The organism is Bacillus sp. KNSH39 (genome assembly GCF_052656585.1).
In genome coordinates, this window is the sequence record NZ_JBQXYO010000001.1 from 5,155,352 (window position 1) to 5,175,512 (window position 20,161).

The 20,161-nt window shown below is 34.6% G+C and carries 20 protein-coding genes and 1 tRNA gene; 15 read left to right on the forward strand and 6 right to left on the reverse strand.

Annotated elements, in window-relative coordinates:
* The first annotated feature begins 25 nt into the window (after positions 1 to 25).
* Positions 26 to 925: an ABC transporter ATP-binding protein gene (locus ACUL40_RS26460; RefSeq protein ID WP_000054722.1), complete on the forward strand. Its 900-nt coding sequence runs from the start codon at positions 26 to 28 to the stop codon at positions 923 to 925.
* Positions 918 to 2,159: an ABC transporter permease gene (locus ACUL40_RS26465; RefSeq protein ID WP_065382159.1), complete on the forward strand. Its 1,242-nt coding sequence runs from the start codon at positions 918 to 920 to the stop codon at positions 2,157 to 2,159. Before ACUL40_RS26460 ends, ACUL40_RS26465 begins: the two co-directional genes overlap by 8 nt.
* A gap of 312 nt (positions 2,160 to 2,471) precedes the next feature.
* Here ACUL40_RS26465 and ACUL40_RS26470 read toward each other — a convergent pair.
* The 4 genes from ACUL40_RS26470 to ACUL40_RS26485 all read right to left on the reverse strand — a co-directional run bounded on the left by ACUL40_RS26470 (position 2,472) and on the right by ACUL40_RS26485 (position 5,012).
* Positions 2,472 to 2,544 (reverse strand) — tRNA-Val (locus ACUL40_RS26470).
* 270 nt (positions 2,545 to 2,814) lie between these two features.
* A complete protein-coding gene (locus tag ACUL40_RS26475) occupies positions 2,815 to 3,279 on the reverse strand; it encodes a hypothetical protein (RefSeq protein ID WP_048534153.1) in 465 nt (154 codons plus the stop codon).
* A gap of 588 nt (positions 3,280 to 3,867) precedes the next feature.
* On the reverse strand, positions 3,868 to 4,089 hold the full coding sequence (locus tag ACUL40_RS26480) for a hypothetical protein (protein WP_065382160.1): 222 nt from the start codon (positions 4,087 to 4,089) through the stop codon (positions 3,868 to 3,870).
* Between the two features lie 167 nt (positions 4,090 to 4,256).
* The gene (locus ACUL40_RS26485) at positions 4,257 to 5,012 is read right to left on the reverse strand and encodes a class I SAM-dependent methyltransferase (protein ID WP_065382161.1); all 756 of its coding nucleotides are present in this window, start codon (positions 5,010 to 5,012) and stop codon (positions 4,257 to 4,259) included.
* A gap of 521 nt (positions 5,013 to 5,533) precedes the next feature.
* On the opposite strand from ACUL40_RS26485, the gene ACUL40_RS26490 reads away from it, so the two are divergent.
* From ACUL40_RS26490 to calY, 6 genes are all read left to right on the forward strand, one after another.
* Positions 5,534 to 5,761, forward strand: a complete 228-nt coding sequence (locus ACUL40_RS26490) for a hypothetical protein (RefSeq protein ID WP_000251856.1) — start codon at positions 5,534 to 5,536, stop codon at positions 5,759 to 5,761.
* 151 nt (positions 5,762 to 5,912) lie between these two features.
* Positions 5,913 to 7,199, forward strand: coding sequence for a D-alanyl-D-alanine carboxypeptidase family protein (locus ACUL40_RS26495; protein ID WP_000247030.1), 1,287 nt, complete (start codon positions 5,913 to 5,915; stop codon positions 7,197 to 7,199).
* 190 nt (positions 7,200 to 7,389) lie between these two features.
* The gene (gene sipW, locus ACUL40_RS26500; protein WP_000767792.1) at positions 7,390 to 7,959 is read left to right on the forward strand and encodes a signal peptidase I SipW; all 570 of its coding nucleotides are present in this window, start codon (positions 7,390 to 7,392) and stop codon (positions 7,957 to 7,959) included.
* Between the two features lie 60 nt (positions 7,960 to 8,019).
* On the forward strand, positions 8,020 to 8,607 hold the full coding sequence (locus ACUL40_RS26505; RefSeq protein WP_000172852.1) for a CalY family protein: 588 nt from the start codon (positions 8,020 to 8,022) through the stop codon (positions 8,605 to 8,607).
* Positions 8,608 to 8,741: 134 nt separating this feature from the next.
* Positions 8,742 to 9,548: a DUF4047 domain-containing protein gene (locus tag ACUL40_RS26510; RefSeq protein ID WP_139245422.1), complete on the forward strand. Its 807-nt coding sequence runs from the start codon at positions 8,742 to 8,744 to the stop codon at positions 9,546 to 9,548.
* Positions 9,549 to 9,933: 385 nt separating this feature from the next.
* Positions 9,934 to 10,527, forward strand: a complete 594-nt coding sequence (gene calY / locus ACUL40_RS26515; protein WP_000053713.1) for a biofilm matrix protein CalY — start codon at positions 9,934 to 9,936, stop codon at positions 10,525 to 10,527.
* Between the two features lie 72 nt (positions 10,528 to 10,599).
* Here the strand turns inward: calY and ACUL40_RS26520 are convergent, their stop codons facing one another.
* Positions 10,600 to 10,923: a helix-turn-helix domain-containing protein gene (locus ACUL40_RS26520; RefSeq protein WP_000578885.1), complete on the reverse strand. Its 324-nt coding sequence runs from the start codon at positions 10,921 to 10,923 to the stop codon at positions 10,600 to 10,602.
* Positions 10,924 to 11,002: 79 nt separating this feature from the next.
* Positions 11,003 to 11,137, reverse strand: coding sequence for an anti-repressor SinI family protein (locus tag ACUL40_RS26525; RefSeq protein WP_000276219.1), 135 nt, complete (start codon positions 11,135 to 11,137; stop codon positions 11,003 to 11,005).
* A 342-nt stretch (positions 11,138 to 11,479) separates the two neighbouring features.
* On the opposite strand from ACUL40_RS26525, the gene inhA1 reads away from it, so the two are divergent.
* The 7 genes from inhA1 (at position 11,480) to ACUL40_RS26560 (ending at position 20,079) form a co-directional block, all read left to right on the forward strand.
* Entirely contained in the window at positions 11,480 to 13,870 is a 2,391-nt protein-coding gene (gene inhA1 / locus ACUL40_RS26530; RefSeq protein ID WP_001035936.1) for a M6 family metalloprotease immune inhibitor InhA1, read from the forward strand.
* Positions 13,871 to 14,041: 171 nt separating this feature from the next.
* A complete protein-coding gene (locus tag ACUL40_RS26535) occupies positions 14,042 to 15,409 on the forward strand; it encodes an aldehyde dehydrogenase (protein WP_000028375.1) in 1,368 nt (455 codons plus the stop codon).
* Positions 15,410 to 15,648: 239 nt separating this feature from the next.
* Complete coding sequence (gene potA / locus ACUL40_RS26540; protein WP_000720333.1) at positions 15,649 to 16,632, forward strand: spermidine/putrescine ABC transporter ATP-binding protein PotA; 984 nt, start codon at positions 15,649 to 15,651, stop codon at positions 16,630 to 16,632.
* Positions 16,629 to 17,477: a spermidine/putrescine ABC transporter permease PotB gene (gene potB, locus ACUL40_RS26545; RefSeq protein ID WP_000715500.1), complete on the forward strand. Its 849-nt coding sequence runs from the start codon at positions 16,629 to 16,631 to the stop codon at positions 17,475 to 17,477. Before potA ends, potB begins: the two co-directional genes overlap by 4 nt.
* Positions 17,478 to 17,483: 6 nt before the next feature.
* On the forward strand, positions 17,484 to 18,284 hold the full coding sequence (potC, locus tag ACUL40_RS26550) for a spermidine/putrescine ABC transporter permease PotC (protein WP_000714192.1): 801 nt from the start codon (positions 17,484 to 17,486) through the stop codon (positions 18,282 to 18,284).
* Positions 18,285 to 18,322: 38 nt separating this feature from the next.
* The gene (potD, locus tag ACUL40_RS26555; RefSeq protein ID WP_000772484.1) at positions 18,323 to 19,372 is read left to right on the forward strand and encodes a spermidine/putrescine ABC transporter substrate-binding protein PotD; all 1,050 of its coding nucleotides are present in this window, start codon (positions 18,323 to 18,325) and stop codon (positions 19,370 to 19,372) included.
* A gap of 59 nt (positions 19,373 to 19,431) precedes the next feature.
* Positions 19,432 to 20,079, forward strand: coding sequence for a phosphatase PAP2 family protein (locus tag ACUL40_RS26560; protein WP_000727792.1), 648 nt, complete (start codon positions 19,432 to 19,434; stop codon positions 20,077 to 20,079).
* The last annotated feature ends 82 nt before the right edge of the window (positions 20,080 to 20,161 follow it).

A 20,161-nucleotide genomic window follows, 5' to 3' on the forward strand; every position in this document is an offset into this window, starting at 1 on the left:
ATCTTGGGAATTAAGGGTGTGGATAATGAGTTTACTAATTAAAGATTTAACAAAGAAATTTGACGAGCATGTTGCAGTGAATAATTTGAATATCGAGATACCAAAAGGTGAAATATTTGGATTCTTGGGCGGGAATGGAGCAGGTAAAACGACTACATTTCGAATGATACTTGGACTTTTATCGAAATCAAGTGGGACCATTTCATGGAATGGTAAACCTATAAATTATGGTGTTACAGATAAAATTGGGTATTTACCGGAAGAACGTGGTCTTTATGCGAAAATGACTGTCAAAGAACAAGTTAACTTTTTTGCAAAACTAAAGAACATGAAAAGTAAAGATGCAGAAAAAGAACTTCACTATTGGCTGGAGCGTTTTAATATTACTGAGCATCTGAACAAAAAGGTAGGAGAACTTTCTAAAGGGAATCAGCAAAAAATCCAGCTGATAACAGCGATTATACATAAGCCTGAACTCTTAATTTTAGATGAACCATTTAGTGGTTTAGACCCAGTAAATGTTGAAATGTTAAAAGACGCTGTTCTTGATATGCAAAAACAAGGGTCGTCAATTCTTTTTAGTTCACATCGTATGGAACATGTGGAAGAGTTATGCCAACACATTTGTATTATGCACAAAGGTGTACCTGTTGTTCAGGGTGACATTGCCAAAATTAAAAGTGATTTTGGTAAAAAGAACGTTGTAATCGTTGGCGATCATGACTTTGACCATTTGAAAGAAATAAAAGGTGTAGAAAGTATGAAGAAACGTAAAAATGCAGTTACTCTTAAAATTTCATATGAAGAAGTGTCACATGTTTTATTTAAAGAGATAACAAAATTAGGGTATGTTAAAAAGTTTGCAGTAGAAGAGCCTACATTAAATGATATCTTTATTGCGAAAGTAGGTGCACAAAATGAGTAGTTTCTGGACAATTTTTTTACAAAACTATAAATCTAAAGTGAAATCAAAATCATATTTTGCTATTACAATAATAGTTTCTATGTTAATTATAGGATTGATGAATTTTGACAAGATTTATAACTTGTTTGCAGGGAACGAGGAGGATCAAGTTGTTGTTGTTACAGAAAAAGAAGAATTATATTCAACCATTCATCAAGTGTTTAAAAATGTCGATAGTAAGATACAAGTTAAACGTAGCACGGATAAACAAAAAGCAGAATCAGGTGTTAAAAATGGTGATTATACATATGCAATCGTTGTAGAGGAATTGAATAATAAACAATTAAAGGCTACGTATATAACTGAGACGGATGTAAATCAGCAAGATGTTAGCAAGGTTCAAACGATTTTATCTCAAATACAATCTTCTAATTTCGCCCAGCAATTGAATCTATCTCAAGATGAATTAAAGGTGTTAACAACGCCAGTAGAAATTCATACCAAAACGGTTTCAGATAAGGTTAAAGATGGAGAACATACTGAGGGTGTAGGGATTTTAATTAATGTCTTTATCATGCTAAATTATCTAATGATATTAATGTATGCTGCACAATTAGCAACAGATGTTGCAACAGAGAAATCTTCTCGTGTTATGGAGTTAGTTGTTTCGAGTATTTCGCCTACCAAACATTTATATGCGAAGCTATTCTCAACATTATTGGCTGGTATTACGCAAATCATAATTTGGGGCTTGGTCGCAACTGTTGGATATAAAACAGCAATTAATGATTCGAAAAATGATATTTTAAATAGTATTGATTTAAATTCTGTTGCTCCAACTCTAGTGTTTTATGGGATTCTATTCTTCACATTAGGATTCTTATTATATGGCTCATTATCTTGTCTATTTGGCTCTATCATTACGCGTATAGAGGAATCTTCTCAAGCTGTTATGCCGCTGATGTTTATGTTACTTGCTGCTTTGTATATAGCAATTTATGGAATGTCAAACCCAAGCAGCATGGTTGTTACCGTTACTAGTTATGTACCTTTCTTCACTCCTATTGTTATGCTTGTACGAATTGGATTCCTCAATATCCCAGTATGGGAGATTGCGCTTGCATTAGCAATTCTAATTGCAACAATATGTATGATGATTGGTTTAACGAGTCGTGTTTACCGCGGTGGCGTATTAATATATGGTAAAGGTGCATTTAGTAATATCAAAAAGGCAATCAAATTAGGGCAAAAATAGGATTCGTCTATTCATTTCTAAACTTAAATTTACAAAGATCTGCATAGTTAAACTGTGTAGATCTTTTTTGTTGAGAAATTTATATAAATAAATATAAAAATTGCTGTATTAGGCTATTTTTCAAAGAGAATTTTAAAAAGCTCCCAAAAGAGAGTAAAGAATCGAGTTCTAGCGAACAACGTAGAGCGATAATTAATATAATTTATGTCTTTCTCCAAAATGGAGAAAAGAAGTAGGGAAAATTTAGTTTTAATAATAATCATTTATTTGCTACATAAAGAAAACCCCTTGACTATCAAGGGGTTTTTCATATGACCCCGGAGAGGCTCGAACTCACGACCTCCACCCTGTCAAGGTGGCGCTCTCCCTGCTGAGCTACGGGATCCCAACTATAAATGTTACCATCAGCAATGTATTTTCATTTCATTCGTGTAATCGGAGGATTTGTACAATTTGTTGAGTATTGTAACATTTGATGTATTCCTATAATAGCAACGAACTTTAATGGTGTAAAGATGTAATTTTCCGAATATTTATATTCTAATTTTTGTATAAAAAAATAAGCCCCGAAGAGCTTATTTTAATAATAATATCAACGCAATTATCAATGATATTTTCAAAAATACAATCATAAATAATGGAGCTTGTTCATAAGCTATCGTCCTGTAACTGTCATTCCTGCTGTGTAAATTGTATCAATAGAACCGTCAGCGCCTTTTATTTCGACTTTATAACGATATGTTCCATCCTCATAAATATCATCGCCATATCCTGTGAAAGTTGCAATTTCATCATTGCTTCCAGCTGGGACCCATTGATTTTGCCAACGGAAGTTGGTTTCAAATTCTCCCCATCTATCGCCATATTTCTTTTCAAGGCTGACATTGTAATGAATTTCTTCAGCTCGGTCATTTGTAATTCTTGCAATTACGCTGTTACCAAAAGTAACTTGTGTAGAGTGTACCTGAACTGTAACACCGTTCACCGTTTCACCAGGACCACAAATGTAATGACAACCATCCCATTCGTCAGCATGTGCTTTTGGTGTTTCAATGTTCATAGCTGTTAAACCGCCTAAAGCTAAAGCTCCTGTTAATAATACTTTACTAAATGTTTTCACTTGAAATTCCCCCTAAGTATATTCTCAATTCGTTCGATAGATATCACATTAATCTAATGGAACGTTTTTTCCTTAAGTGTATTCGCTATGAATCTTTCATCTTGTAGTAATCTAACCTCTACATAAAATTTCATAGTTTTGATTCCATATATGTATCATGATTTACATAGAATAAATCTGTTAATACGTTTTGGGTATTTGCTTATCCCACTACTCTTTATTACCTTTTATTGGTAAAACGTTGGTTTTATTATATACCATTATTATCTATTTACAAGAGAAAACAATACTGTATGCAAAAATGCATAATAAAAAACACTACTTGTATTCTGAATTACAGAATACAAGTAGTGTTGGGTTTCAATTAATATTTAATTGGAACCTAATGCTAATTTTTTATGTTTAACAGTATACATATATCACTGTTTTTTTAGTCATAATTGATAAAATTTGGTCAGGGGACACTCTTCCTGTTGAGCTATGGGATCTTTAAAAGGGAAAGTATAAGCGATTATGAGAGTAATGTATGAAGGGATAATGATGAGAAGCGAATTTAGTAGAAAGTAGTCTTTGGATGTAGAGGTTATATTATTTCCGATACCAATCCAAAGGACCTTCATCACTCAAATCAACAAGAAAAGGGAACAAGAAGTGTAAAGGTAAGCTTATAAGTTCTGGCATAGCGTTCACTGTTTTCTTTGATAGATATTGCCTCCCAAAACAATACGGACAATCTTTTTCAAATGTTATGAGAAGCGACCATACATCTTTTACTTTCCACTTCGTTTTACAATACGTACAACGCGCCATTGAGTTCCTCCTCAGTTTAAGGTGTTTTCTAATATATTCTACTTTATTGTACGAAAGTCATTTGAATTTGATGTGGTAAAATGCAAAACAAGCCTAACCTCGTTCTACATTCAGGGAGGGGCTAGGCTTGTTTTAATTCCGTTCAATGTCTCTTTGTATCAGGCTGTTTATACATTGCCTAGATAGCTTCGTGTTAAATTCGGGAGAATAATTTTTCCATCTTTACTGTATTTTTCGAATAGCTCTGATAGGAGAAAAATAAAGTTTTTATACTGTTCGTCATTTTCTTTCGGAGCATAAGATGCTGATAAATTCCTTCCCAAAAACCCTTCATAATCAAAAAGTAAATAATTTTGATATTCTTTAAAATCATACTTTCCATCTTTAAAAAAGTTGTTAAATACTTCTGGAGTTTCATCTATTCCACCGCTAAAGCCTTTAAAGTTTGGACAGGTTTTCTGGCAAATTTCTGCATTCTCTTTAATAAGTGGACTAGTTAAATCTCTACTATTCCAAACAAGTGCAACATTTGCTTTTTGTTTTAAAATTCGTTGGCATTCGATTTTGAAAGCCTCTTTATCAAACCAATGAAATGCTTGGGCAACAGTTACTAAATCTACACTATTTTCTTTTAAAGTGGTATTTTCAGCAGTTGCTTTTATGGATTGAAAACGAGAATATAGTTTTAATGATTGCTCAGCCATCTTTCTCATATCATCATTTGGCTCAACTCCAATAACATGTAAACCACTTTCAAGCAGCTGGTGGCTAAATATCCCCGTACCTGAACCAATATCAGCCACAATCTGATTCCCTTTCAGTTGGTTAGCTGAAAGCAAGTAATCAATATATTCATTAGGATAACTAGGGCGATATTTTGCATATATATCGGCCCTGTCAGTAAAATTTTCTGTTGTTTTCACAGTACTACCTTCTTTCTTACGATATGATGTACAGAAATAGAAATTAAATATGAATTCAGGCATCAGTCTTTAAGTCTACAACTTAAGAATCCAGCTAAATAGAGGGCCTCAGTTTCTTTATTCAAATATCCTTTATCCGTTTAGTATACTATTTTAGATAATATCTTCCAAAAGACTAGAATGGCTTACTCAATTATGTTTTAAAGTGTATATTTTTATGGATTTATTTAATAATTTATGAGCGATTGTATGTCGTATTACGTTTACGTAGGTAAGAGATTTTTATTTTTGCTATTTAAATTGGCCAATATATCCTTTTTACAATTTACTGAAAATCATGTATAACAGAGATACATGATTATTTTATCTCGCTATTTGCGGGCAGTAAGATCCCTTACCTCGAAATTCAGCAAAAGTAAAGAAGTTAGGTTCGGGTCGGAATGCCCGTAAAAGTCCGATTCGTGAGGGTTGATGAAAGTTTCACTTTATAAATATTCAGAAGTAGAGGGAGAAAAGTTGTAATGGTAAGAAAAACGTTCAAGATGCGCGTGTCTAAAAATAGAACGATTTCGATTAATGGATCGATTCTTGATGTGGATGTTACACATGATGAATTTTTACAAGAGTTTGTTGAGTGGGTTGATTCTAAAGGTTGGTCGTTTATGGGAATAACAGATGAGATTACGCCCGAGGAAGCTAGTCAAAAGTTAATAGATTCGTTGATTGATGAGAAGGATAAGAAAGAGTAATTCCTTCTTATTTTTATTGTATATTTATGTTCTTTATCGTAAAAATATGATATAGTAAAAAATAGTGAAATTTCTTCCAATATAATACAAATTACATATGATTGGTAGATTTATTATTTTGTTAAGGAGTAAATGGAAAAGGGAGAGTCATATGGTAAATTTTAAGAAAATTTTGGTTTTTATTACAGTTATTTGTTCGTTTTTTTTGACGCCCATAACATTGCGTGCTGAGACGAATATTGGAGTAAATCCAGAACAAGTTGCACCACCACCTGCGGAAGGACCGAATGTTTTTAGTCAGTTTGCAACGACAATTGATGCGAAAACAGGAGATGTTTTGTATGATAAAAACGCATATCACCGAGCATATCCTGCTAGTACGACGAAGGTGTTAACAGCGATTTTACTCATGGAGCATACAAAGCCAGAGGATCAATTTACATTTTCACAATTAGCATTAGATCAAGAGAAGAGTAATTATCAAATTGAGTTTCAACCTGGAGAGACAATTAATAGAAATACTGCGCTTATGATTTTAATGGTGCTGAGTGCGAATGATGTGTCGTATGCGATTGCGGAGCGGATTGGCGGGAGTGTTGAGAATTTCGCTAATATGATGAATGAGAAAGCGAAGCAATTAGGAGCGAAAGATAGCCACTTTGTAACACCGAATGGATTGCATGATCCGAACCATTATACGACGCCGTATGATATGGCTATGATTACGAAGGGTGTGCAAAAGTATCCTGAAATTTTACAAGCGATGAATACGAAAAGAACGACAGTTACGACGTCTAGGCAGACGGTGTCTATTTTTAATAAATCTAATTTTTTTGAAAATCCATATAGCATTGGCGGTAAGACAGGGTTTACGAATGAAGCACGTAATACACTTGTTTTATTAAATGAGAAAGATGGAAATCGTATTATAAGCGTAGTAATGGCTTCTCAAAGACCTGAAATTTATGAAGATTTGAAGCAGATGGCGGAATATTCTTTCGGTCAATTTACGAAGCAAATGGTGCTTGATAAACATAATTGGCATCAAAAAACAACATATTTAAATAAAGATGTTAATTCTGAGTTGGAACAAAGTGCGGAGCTTATGCTTAAGAAAGATGAAGGGAAAAATGTGAAAACTATTTTCCGGGCGGCTTCATTAGATAAAGAATCTTTATATCATAAAGGAATACATCGTGGTGAGGTAGTTGGTGCAGTTGATATTACGAAAAATAATCAAACAATTGCGACGGTAAATGTTCTTTCAACAGAAGATGTCACTTTTACGATGCCTAAAAAAGATACAACTATGCCTGAAGTAAAAGACTCAAATGTGAAAGTAATAAGTGTTGGGATAGGTGCGATTATATTATTTGGAGCAATTTTATATGTAGTGTTGCGCCGAAATACAAAAGGAATGAAATCAGAAGATAAATAAATTACTAATAAAAAGACTGTGTAAAATTTTGGCACAGTCTTTTTTCTATATTTTAAATAACTAATAATTGTAAATTTTCTTATTGCAATAACTTAAAGTTCGTTATATCATTTACTTGTGTTCTTGTTAAAGAACAAAGTGGATGTTGCATACTTCAAATAATATAAAACAACGGAGAGGGAGAGAGACGATGAAATTAATATGGAAGATAATTAGCAACGCGATCTCATTTGTTTTATTTGCATTGATGGTTTTTTTAGCTTTTGTAGTTATTTCTTCAAAAGCAAGCGGTGGTGATCCGACAGTGATGGGATATCAATTTAAGAGCGTTCTTTCAGGATCAATGGAGCCGACGTTTTTAACAGGATCAATCATTGCAATAGAACCAAACAAAGATGGTTCTAAATATCAAAAAGGTGATGTTATTACCTTTAAAGAGAAAGATCAAAAAATTATCACTCACCGTATTATCGGTGTGAAAGATACAAATGGAAAAGTAATGTATGAAACAAAAGGGGATAACAACAACGGACCAGATTTAGAGCCAGTACTTGCAGAAAATGTAGTTGGAAAGTATGCAGATATTACAGTTCCATATGTTGGTTATTTACTGAATTATGCGAATTCGAAAGCAGGAGCAGCATTACTTCTTATTATTCCAGGAGTCTTTTTGCTTGGTTATTCCGCTATTTCTATTTTTGGTGCTATTCGTAGCATTGACGGAGAAAAGAAAGATAAAAAAGTAGAACAATCCGTCTAGTTCGTTTGGTTATACTTTCCATTTAGGAAGTTAACAAATATATATTAAGGGGATATGGACATGACTTTAAAGAAAAAATTAGGAATGGGTATTACATCAGCAGTATTAGGAGCAGCTTTAGTTGGTGGAGGAACATTTGCATTTTTCAGTGATAAAGAAGTGTCAAACAATACATTTGCGGCTGGAACACTGGATTTAGCATTAAATCCATCAACAGTTGTTAACGTATCGAATTTAAAACCTGGGGATACAATTGAAAAAGAATTTAAACTAGAAAATAAAGGTTCTTTAGATATTAAAAAGGTTCTACTGAAAACAGATTATAATGTAGAAGATGTAAAGAAAGATAATAAAGATGATTTTGGTAAACATATTAAAGTAACATTCTTAAAAAATGTAGATAAGCATGAGACAATTGTGAAACAAACTACTTTAGATAAATTAAAAGGTGACACACTTACAGCTGTAGATAATGATTTATCGGCTTGGTTCTGGGATGAAAAAGGTATTTCAGCAGGTAAATCTGATAAATTCAAAGTGAAATTTGAGTTCGTTGATAATGGAAAAGATCAAAATCAATTCCAAGGCGATAAGTTACAATTAAATTGGACGTTTGATGCACAACAAACAGCAGGTGAAGAAAGATAATAATAAAAAGGGCTATCACATGGATAGCCCTTTTTCTATTTTTCTAGTATTTGTCTATCAATTTTAATAGTTCTTTACTATAATATAGATAATGTTCTGTATAAAGAACGTAATGTTCGATGGGAGAGATTAAGATGCTGAAAAGACCGCGTAATTTTAAAAAGATGCTTATATTGCCGTGTATGTGTTCTATTACGTTTTATTTAGGATCTCAAATTATGACGCATACAGAAGCGGCGTTCATTCATGAAACGAAAGTAGAAGCGACGCTTTCTACAGCAATTATATTTCCGAAAACAGTTAATACGTTAAAAGAGCAATCTGAGAAACATAAACAGTTTATTGAGCGTGAGTATGGAACGATGAAGGGGAAATTGAAAGCAACTTCTATTGAAGAAATAAAACAGGCGATTTCTGTATGGCAACAAGGGCGTGAGAAAATTGTTGCTGAGAAGGAAGCTCTGCAAAATGTATATACTGAAATAGAAGCTCCTTACAATCAAATACAAGAAGAATTAAAGGTAAATAAAGATGAGTCGATGCAGCAAGTGTCCATATATGTAAATGAAGGATTTCGCAGTATCAAAGAGAAGCGTGACTATATTGAGAAAGAAATTAGCTTGAAAGCTATTGATGAGCAAATTCAGGCTCTTCAGCAACAATTAAACGTTGCAATTGAAGCGGAAGGACAAAAGAAAGTAGAAGAACAAAAGAAAGCAGAGGAACAGAAGAAAGTAGAAGAACAAAAGAAAGTAGAAGAACAAAAGAAAGCCGAAGAACAAAAGAAAGTAGAAGAACAGAAGAAAGTAGAAGAACAGAAGAAAGCCGAAGAACAAAAGAAAGTAGAAGAACAGAAGAAAGTAGAAGAACAGAAAAAAGTAGAAGAGCAAAAGAAAGTGGAAGAACAGAAAAAGCTAGAAGAGCAGAAGAAAGCGGAGTAACTGCTTTAGTGAAACAGCCAGAAAACAAGAATGTGGTGTAAGAGAGAGTGAACGAATAAGCAAGACTAGTAATATTTATACGAGTGTGAGGGAACGTTAGCCCTCACCTCTTTGTTTTTCTTTTTTCTTATAGTATTAAATGATTTGAGTGTGAAAAAAGTTATAAATTATCATTATTTTTCTGAAAAGTCTAAAAAATATTGAGAAATAAAAATAACTGAAAATATTAATAAATATGTGTTGTGTTTATATAGAGTTGTTCGTTATAATGAACATAAGGTTTTTAAAAAAGAACGCATATTAGCTAAGCTAATATAGTTTTCTTTACATCTCTTATTGAAAAATAAGTGATAAAAATATAAAAAAAAGCTAGGGGGAATTGATTGTGAGTCTGAAAAAGAAATTAGGTATGGGAGTTGCATCAGCAGCATTGGGGTTAGCTTTAATTGGTGGAGGAACATTTGCATTCTTTAGCGATAAAGAAGTATCAAACAATACATTTGCAGCTGGGACGTTAGACCTTACATTAAACCCTAAGACGCTTGTAGATATTAAAGATTTAAAACCAGGGGATTCTGTTAAGAAAGAGTTCTTATTACAAAACAGCGGTTCGTTAACTATTAAAGACGTTAAATTAGCAACAAAGTATACTGTTAAAGATGCAAAAGGTGATAATGCTGGTGAAGACTTTGGTAAGCACGTTAAAGTAAAATTCCTTTGGAACTGGGATAAACAAAGTGAGCCTGTATATGAAACAACTTTAGCAGACTTACAAAAAGTTGATCCAGATCTTTTAGCTAAAGATATCTTTGCTCCTGAGTGGGGAGAAAAGGGTGGATTAGCAGCTGGTACAGAGGATTATCTATGGGTACAATTTGAATTCGTAGATGATGGAAAAGACCAAAATATCTTCCAAGGTGATACATTGAATTTAGAATGGACATTCAATGCCAACCAAGAAGCTGGGGAAGAAAAATAATAAAAAAGCGGGTATTCCCGCTTTTTTTTATAAAGAAAAAGAAGTGCTGGTTGTAAGCACTTCTTTCTATTATTATTTTTGATTTTGCTTCCACTTTGTAAATTCAAGAAATTCACGAAATTGTTCTTTGGAGACACCAGAGTTCATTGCATCTTTAACGAGTTGTGTCCATTCGGAGTCTAGGTTAGTTTCCTTTGTTGTTTCATCATGAAGTAAAGTATCAACTGGAATTTGTAGAACTGCTGCGATCTTTTCAAGAAACTGAATGGAAGGGTTTTTTTGTAAATTTCGTTCTATAGAACTAATGTAAGATTTAGCAACGCCAGCTTTTTCGGCAAGTTCAGTTAATGAAATCCCTTTTTGTAAACGAAGGCGTTTTATACGTTCTCCAATCATATTTGCGCACCTTTCTATCAATATGTAGTTGTCTTATGATGTCATTATTATAACATAAACTTCGTTAAAAAGAACAAACCTATTGAGCCTGACTGGATGGCTTCATACGTTGGAAAAATTGCTCGATGTCTTGCATGGCGATACCAGCATCTAGAGCTTCAAGTATTAAATCAATCCATTCTTGATCCAGTGCGTCTGTCTTATCTTTGTACAAATGTAATTCCTCCCTAATTATCGGTCATAATTGCTGCTACAGAATACATGATAATGCAATCGGATTTTGTGTTTTATATAGTGAATTATCAAATATTGTGTAGATGAAACAAAGATAAAATCCCCATTAAACTCCCTCTATGGAAATTATAAATTGTTCGATAAAAACTTTCAATATTTTCAGAAAACATTGTTGAATTGTGATATATTCGTATGCTAACTATGAAATTTTTACAAATATATTAAAAATATTACATAATATGACTAAATATTGAAAAAATATTGAATTTTTAATAAAATTCAATTTGTAATACATATTATTTATTAGGGGAGGAAATAAGGGATGAACAAGAAACCGTTCAAAGTTTTGTCATCAATCGCTTTAACAGCTGTATTAGGCCTTTCATTCGGAGCTGGTACTCAATCTGCATATGCTGAAACGCCTGCGAATAAAACAGCTACGAGCCCAGTTGATGATCACTTAATTCCGGAAGAACGTTTAGCAGATGCGCTAAAAAAACGTGGGGTAATTGATTCGTCAGCTTCAGAGAAAGAAACAAAGAAAGCTGTCGAAAAGTATGTAGAGAACAAAAAGGGTGAAAATCCTGGGAAAGAAGTACCAAATGGGGATCAACTTACGAAAGAAGCATCTGATTTTTTAAAGAAAGTGAAAGATGCGAAAGCAGACACGAAAGAAAAATTAGATAACCCTGCAACAGGAACACCTGCAGCGACAGGCCCAGTTAAAGGCGGTCTAAATGGTAAAGTACCAACTTCTCCAGCGAAACAAAAAGACTATAACGGTGATGTACGTAAAGATAAAGTACTCGTTTTACTTGTAGAGTACGCTGACTTTAAACATAATAATATCGACAAAGAGCCTGGATATATGTATTCTAACGATTTTAATAAAGAACATTATGAAAAAATGTTATTCGGCAACGAGCCGTTTACATTAGATGATGGAAGTAAAATTGAAACGTTTAAACAATATTACGAAGAGCAATCTGGTGGTAGTTACACAGTGGACGGAACAGTTACAAAATGGTTAACAGTTCCTGGTAAAGCTGCTGATTACGGTGCAGATGCTGCTAGCGGCGGTCATGATAATAAAGGACCAAAAGGCCCACGTGATTTAGTAAAAGATGCATTAAAAGCAGCTGTAGATAGCGGTCTTGATCTATCAGAGTTTGATCAATTTGATCAATATGATGTAAATGGTGATGGAAATAAAAATCAACCGGATGGTTTAATTGATCACTTAATGATTATTCATGCAGGTGTTGGACAAGAAGCAGGTGGTGGTAAATTAGGTGATGATGCAATTTGGTCACATCGCTGGACAGTTGGACCAAAACCATTCGCAATTGAAGGTACACAAGCGAAAGTTCCATATTGGGGTGGAAAGATGGCAGCGTTCGACTACACAATTGAACCAGAAGATGGAGCAGTTGGTGTATTCGCGCATGAATATGGTCATGATTTAGGTTTACCAGATGAGTATGATACACAATATAGCGGTGCTGGTGAGCCAATTCAAGCTTGGTCTATCATGAGTGGCGGAAGCTGGGCTGGTAAAATTGCAGGTACAACACCAACGAGCTTATCACCACAAAATAAAGAGTTTTTCCAAAAAACAATCGGTGGTAACTGGGCAAATATCGTAGAAGTAGATTACGAGAAATTAAATAAAGGTATCGGCCTAGCAACATATTTAGACCAAAGTGTTACGAAATCTAACCGTCCAGGTATGATTCGTGTTAACTTACCAGACAAAGATATAAAAACAATTGAGCCGGCATTCGGAAAACAGTATTACTACAGCACAAAAGGTGATGATCTTCATACGAAGATGGAAACACCACTGTTCGATTTAACAAATGCAACGACTGCAAAATTTGACTTCAAATCATTATATGAAATTGAAGCAGAGTATGATTTCCTTGAAGTACACGCTGTAACGGAAGATGGTCAACAAACGTTAATTGAAAGACTTGGTGAGAAAGCAAATAGTGGAAATGCAGATTCGACAAATGGAAAATGGATTGACAAATCATATGATTTAAGCCAGTTCAAAGGTAAGAAAGTAAAATTAACATTTGATTACATTACTGATGGTGGTTTAGCATTAAATGGTTTCTTACTTGATAATGCTTCATTAACAGTAGATGATAAAGTAGTATTCTCTGATGACGCAGAAGGTACGCCACAATTCAAATTAGATGGTTTTGCTGTTTCTAACGGAACAGAGAAGAAAAGCCATAACTACTATGTTGAGTGGAGAAACTATGCTGGTTCAGATAACGCGTTAAAATTTGCACGTGGTCCAGTATATAACGCTGGTATGGTTGTATGGTATGCAGATTCAGCTTACACAGATAACTGGGTAGGTGTACATCCAGGACACGGTTTCCTAGGTGTAGTTGATTCTCATCCAGAAGCAATTGTAGGAACTTTAAATGGTAAACCGACAGTGGAAAGTAGTACGCGATTCCAAATCGCAGATGCGGCGTTCTCATTCGATAAAACGCCAGCTTGGAAAGTTGTATCTCCAACGCGTGGAACGTATACGTATGATGGTTTAGCAGGTGTACCGAAGTTTGATGATTCTAAAACGTATATTAATCAACAGATTCCAGATGCAGGACGTATTTTACCGAAGCTTGGTCTGAAGTTTGAAGTAGTAGGACAAGCTGATGATAATTCTGCAGGTGCTGTTCGTTTATATCGTTAATACTGTAAAACTACCGAGAGATTTTCTTTCGGTAGTTTTTTTGTGAGCAATGAATTTTATATAGCTGAAAAAGTCATATATAATGTAACCTTAAGAATAGAAATTTGTTATATATGAAGTCTATATAAATAATGAAAGAATTGGATAAAAATAGTGGGAGAAGGTGAGTGAATGAGTATTTCCTCTATTGTAAGTAGGCAAAAGGAATATTTTTTAAAAGGGCATACGAGAAGCATCGAAATGCGAAAGAATAATTTGAAGAAGCTTTATGAAGGCATTCAGCATTTTGAAGAAGAAATATTTCAGGCATTGAAATTAGATTTAAATAAGTCAGTTCACGAGTCGTTTACAACGGAAGTTGGATATGTATTAAAAGAAATTTCCTTTCAATTGAAACATATGTCATCGTGGAGTAAACCGAAACGAGTTCGAACAGCACTTACTCATTTTGGATCAAAAGGAAAAGTAGTGCCAGAACCGTATGGTGTGACACTTATTATTGCACCGTGGAACTATCCTTTTCAATTAGCAATTGCACCACTTGTAGGAGCACTGGCAGCTGGAAATACAATCGTTTTAAAGCCGTCAGAGTTAACACCAAGCGTTTCAAAAGTGCTTAAGAGAATGTTAGATGAATTATTCCCAGAAGAGCTTGTAGCGGTAGTAGAAGGTGGCGTTGAAGAGAGTACATCTTTGCTGAGGGAACCATTTGATTATATTTTCTTTACTGGTAGTGTTGGCGTTGGAAAAGTTGTAATGGAAGCAGCAGCGAAACAGTTGACGCCGCTCACTTTAGAACTTGGCGGGAAAAGTCCTTGTATTGTACATAAAGATGCAAAGATAGAGATGACAGCAAGAAGAATTGTTTGGGGTAAGTTTTTAAATGCAGGGCAGACATGTGTAGCGCCTGATTATATGTATGTGCATTCTTCCGTGAAAGAAAAGCTAATTGAGGCACTGCGACATGAAATTATAGAGCAGTATAGTAAAGAACCTTTGCAAAATGAAAATTATGTGCGTATTGTAAGTGAGCGTCATTTCGAAAGATTATGTGGATTTTTACAAGATGGTCAAGTCGTAATTGGTGGAAACTATAAGAAAGATACATTACATATTGAACCGACAGTACTAGCGGATATTACATGGAAAGATACTGTTATGGAAGACGAAATTTTTGGTCCGATTTTACCAATCATAGAGTACGACAACATAGAAGATGTAATTGGCACAATCCAGCAACATCCGAAGCCGTTAGCGTTATATGTATTTTCTGAAGATAAAGAAGTACAAAAGAAAGTGACGAGTAATATTTCATATGGTGGAGGCTGTATTAATGATGTTGTCTATCATCTTGCCACGCCATATTTACCTTTTGGGGGTGTTGGAAGTAGTGGATTAGGGGGTTATCATGGGAAAGAAAGTTTTCGGACTTTTTCACATTATAAAAGCATTTTAGCCCAATCTACAGCATTCGACATGAAAATTCGTTACTCTTCTACAAAAAGTGCTTTAAAATTCATACGAAAGTTGTTAAAATGATGATGGTGTTTATCAGTAGGCGTAGCCGTATGATAATAGCCCCTTCGCAATGGAAGGGGTTTTTCTGTTCGACGTTATGTATCATGCGAAAATGAATCAAACATACTACATAAAGAATAGAAACGAACGCTTGTTAAATAACCATTTTTGTTTGGATCGAAACAAAAAATAGTCTATAGAACATAAATATTTATTCATGAATATAAAAATTTAAAATTTAAGGTAGATAGGACGGGAAAATGAAAAAGATTATTAAAGTTGAAGCAGTTGAAAAACATTTTGGAAATCAAGTGATTATCCCACCTCTTTCTTTAGATATTAAAGAGGGAGAGTTTTTAACAATTTTAGGGCCGAGTGGCTGCGGGAAAACGACTTTACTTCGTATGATCGCAGGATTTGAAACTCCAACTAAAGGGAATCTTTTATTAGATGATGAAAGAATTAACGATTTGCCGCCATATAAGCGTCATATGAACCTAGTGTTCCAACATTACGCACTATTCCCACATATGACAGTAGAGAAGAATATTTGTTTTGGTATGAAAATGCAGAAAGTATCAGCAGCAGAGCAGAAAGAGCGTGCTGAAGAGGCAATGCGTTTAACGCAGTTACTTGAGTTCCGTAATCGTAAACCTGCGAAGCTTTCTGGTGGACAACAGCAGCGTGTTGCAATTGCAAGAGCGATTGTAAATAATCCGCGTGTATTACTATTAGATGAGCCACTTGGAGCGCTTGACTTTAAGTTACGAAAAGACTTGCAACGTGAATTGAAAAACTTACAACGTAATTTAGGAATTACGTTCATATACGTAACGCACGATCAAGAAGAAGCAATGAGCATGAGCGATCGTATTGTCGTTATGAATAAAGGACATATCGAACAAATCGGAACGCCGAAAGAAATTTATAATAAGCCGAAAACATTGTTCGTTGCGACATTCATCGGTGAAAATAATATTGTGAAGAACGGGGAAGGCTATGTAGCAATTCGCCCTGAAAATGTAAAAGTACGTTCGGTTGAAGAACCAATTTTAAAAGAATACCATCTTGGACATATTGAAGATATTGAGTTTGTCGGAAATATGGAGAAGCTTTATGTACGTGATGAGAAAACATCAGAATTACTAATGGCATATCAAACTGCTGAAGAGGCAGCGCAGTGGAGCATTGGAGATAATGTATATGTAGGCTGGGAGCAAGAGGACGAGGTGACCTTAAATTGAAAAAAGGGAAATTACTCGCACTACCTACAGTCGCGTGGCTGCTAATTTTCTTCCTAATCCCGCTCGTATTCGTATTAGGATTCGCCTTCATGCAGCGCGGAGCTTACGGGACAGTAGAAATGCAATTTACGCTGGAGAATATATCCCGTGTATTTGATCCATTGTACTTAGGAACGTTATGGGAAACTGTTAAGATCGCAGTTATTACAACAGTAATATGTTTATTAATTGGTTATCCGTTTGCGTATACAATTACAATTGTTGACCGCAAATACCGCTCTATTCTTTTATTATTGGCAACGATCCCGTTTTGGATTAACTTTCTTGTTCGTTCATACGCATGGATTGTTATTTTACGTTCACAAGGTCTTGTGAATACGTTGTTATTAAAGCTTGGCATTATTAGTGAACCGTTAAATTTATTATATAATACTCCTTCTGTAATACTCGGAATGGTCTATTCTTTATTACCATTTATGATTTTACCAGTGTATGCAGCAATTGAGCAGCTGGATAAGCGTAAGCTAGAAGCGGCTTATGATTTAGGAGCAACACCAATAAAGGCATTTTGGAATATAACAGTGCCGATGACGATGTCAGGAATTGCGACTGGTTCTATTTTAGTATTCGTTTCTTCTATCGGAATGTTTGTTGTATCAGACGTGATGGGCGGATCGAAAGTAGCATTAATCGGAAACGTTATTCAAAATCAATTCTTAGGTGCACGTGACTGGCCGTTTGGATCTGCGTTATCGATTATCGTTGTTCTATTCTCTGTTCTGTTAATTTACTTATATTATCGTGCAACGAAAGTATATAAATATAATGAGAACGGAGGGGAATAGGCAAAGATGAAGAAGTTTTTAGTTTCTTATTCTTGGTTAATTTTGTTATTCTTGTATTTTCCAATGATGGTTTTAATGGTCTATTCTTTCAACGACTCTCGCATTAATGCGGAGTGGGAAGGTTTTACATTCCATTGGTATACAGATTTATTTCAAAAACAAGATGTTATTGATGCATTTGTAAATAGTATTACGATTGCAGTTATAACAACGATTGTGACAACGGTACTTGGTGTATTCTTTGCAATTGCTTTACATCGTTATAAATATCGTTTCGAAGGGGCTATTAATGGCCTTGTATATTTACCAATTTTAATTCCTGATATTTTAATGGGATTATCTTTACTAATTCTTTTCAGTCAGTTAGGAATGGAACTTGGACAAACAACGATTATTATTGCACATATTACATTTAGCATTTCGTTTGTTGTTGTTATTTTAGCTGCGCGTCTTTCAAGTATGGGACGTGACTTAGAAGAAGCTGCAAATGATCTAGGAGCAACGCCTTGGCAAACGTTTCGTTATGTAACGTTCCCAGCAATTGCACCGGGAGTTATTTCGGCAGCATTATTAACATTCACATTATCAATTGATGATTTTGTAATTAGTTTCTTCGTATCAGGACCAGGATCAACAACATTGCCACTATACATTTACAGTATGGTTAAGCGCGGAGTATCACCAGAAATTAATGCTCTTTCTACAATTTTAATTGTTGCTATCGTAGGATTAATGGTTCTATCTGAAATCTTCCGAAACAAAGGTGCAGATGGTGAAGAAAACTCTGGAGGACACCTTCCTTTATAATACGAACGATATAGAAAGTACAAGGGGGTAATAAACCGATGAAATTAATGAAAAGAATAGCTGGCGCAGCAATTAGCTTTAGCCTTGTTGCTGGTGTGCTTGCTGGTTGTGGTGAAAAGAAAGAAGAATTAAATATTTATAGTTGGGCTGACAATTTTGATGAGCAAGTGCTAAAAGATTTTGAAAAGAAGTATAATGTGAAAATTAACTATGACAAGTACGCAAGTAATGAAGAAATGCTTGCGAAATTACAAGCTGGTGGCGCAAAGTATGACTTAATCCAGCCGTCTGATTACATGGTTAAAACAATGGCGAAAATGGACTTATTAGCACCGTTAGATAAAAAGAATATCCCGAATATCGAAAACATGGTTTCTAATTTTAAAACACCTGCGTTTGATCCAGAGAATAAATATTCTTTAGTGTACACTTGGGGTGTAACAGGGATTGCATACAATAAAAAGTATGTGAAAGAAGCACCTACAAGCTGGGCTGACTTATGGAATGAGAAATATAAAGGACATGTAACGTTACTAAACGATTCTCGTGAAGTATTAGGAATGGGTCTTAAGAAGCACGGGTTCTCAAACAGTACGAAAGACGATGCACAATTAAAGACAGCAGCAGATGATTTAAAGAAGCTGCTTCCAAACTTATTAGCGTTTGATACAGATAACATTAAACAAAAATTCATTACAGAAGATGCTTGGATCGGAACAGTTTGGTCTGGAGATGCAGCATTTATCGCAAAAGATAATAAAGATGTAGAATATGTTGTACCAAAAGAAGGCGGCACAATTTGGGCTGATACGTTAGCAATTCCAAAAGGTGCAAAACATAAAGAGCTTGCTGAGAAATTTATGAACTACTTACTAGATGAAAAAGTAAGTGTGAAAAACTACGAGTCAATTGGTTACAGTAATCCAAATGAAAAAGCTCATCCTCTTCATAGTAAAGAATACCGTGATAATCACATGATTTTCTTAACGAAAGAAGAGTTAGATCGTACAGAATGGCTTGTTGATGTAGACGATAAGTTAAAAGACTATGATCGTTACTGGACAGAGCTAAAAACAAAAGGTAAATAAGCAAGGAAATGCGGTTTCTAAAGTAGAAATCGCATTTTTTCATAGTAGGAGGAAATCGTTTGAAGAAGAAGTTACATCAGTATGAGGTAATGTGTATCGGTTTGTTATTTGCTGTATTTGGTATTGTTGCTTGGCGCGTACATGCAGGTGGCGTTACAGTGATGGATACATATGTCCGTGGATTAGTAAGAGGGCTACAAACGGAAAGTTCTCTTACATTTTTCTCGTACTTTACAAAATTGGGATCAGCAATTGGGATAGTCGCTACGCTCGTTATAAGTTTGCTTGTTTTTTGGAAGAAGCGTTATTATGCTGCGATGATTGTATATCCAATGGGAATTTTAATAACACATCTTGTGAATAAAGGGATAAAAGAGATTGTAAAGAGAGAACGTCCGTCATTAAATGAAGCGCTAGATGCACTTGGATATAGTTTTCCTAGTGGACATGCAATGCTATCAATTATGACATTTGGATTTCTTACTTATATCATTGCTGCTAATTTGAAAAGCGTAGCTGGGAAATGTGTCACAACGATTTTGATGGGTATAGTAATTCTATCGATTGGATTAAGTAGAGTCATTTTAAATGTACATTACCCAACTGATATTTTAGCTGGTTACTGCGTAGGTGGTATTTTGTTAATTATCGCGATTTACTACCATCGTTTACTTACTGAGAGATTAGGGCTTAATAAAGAGAGATAGAAAAACGTCTGGAAAAACTATTATTATAGTTTTTCCAGACGTTTTTTGTTTATATCAAGATGTGATACAGTATAAGTGACAA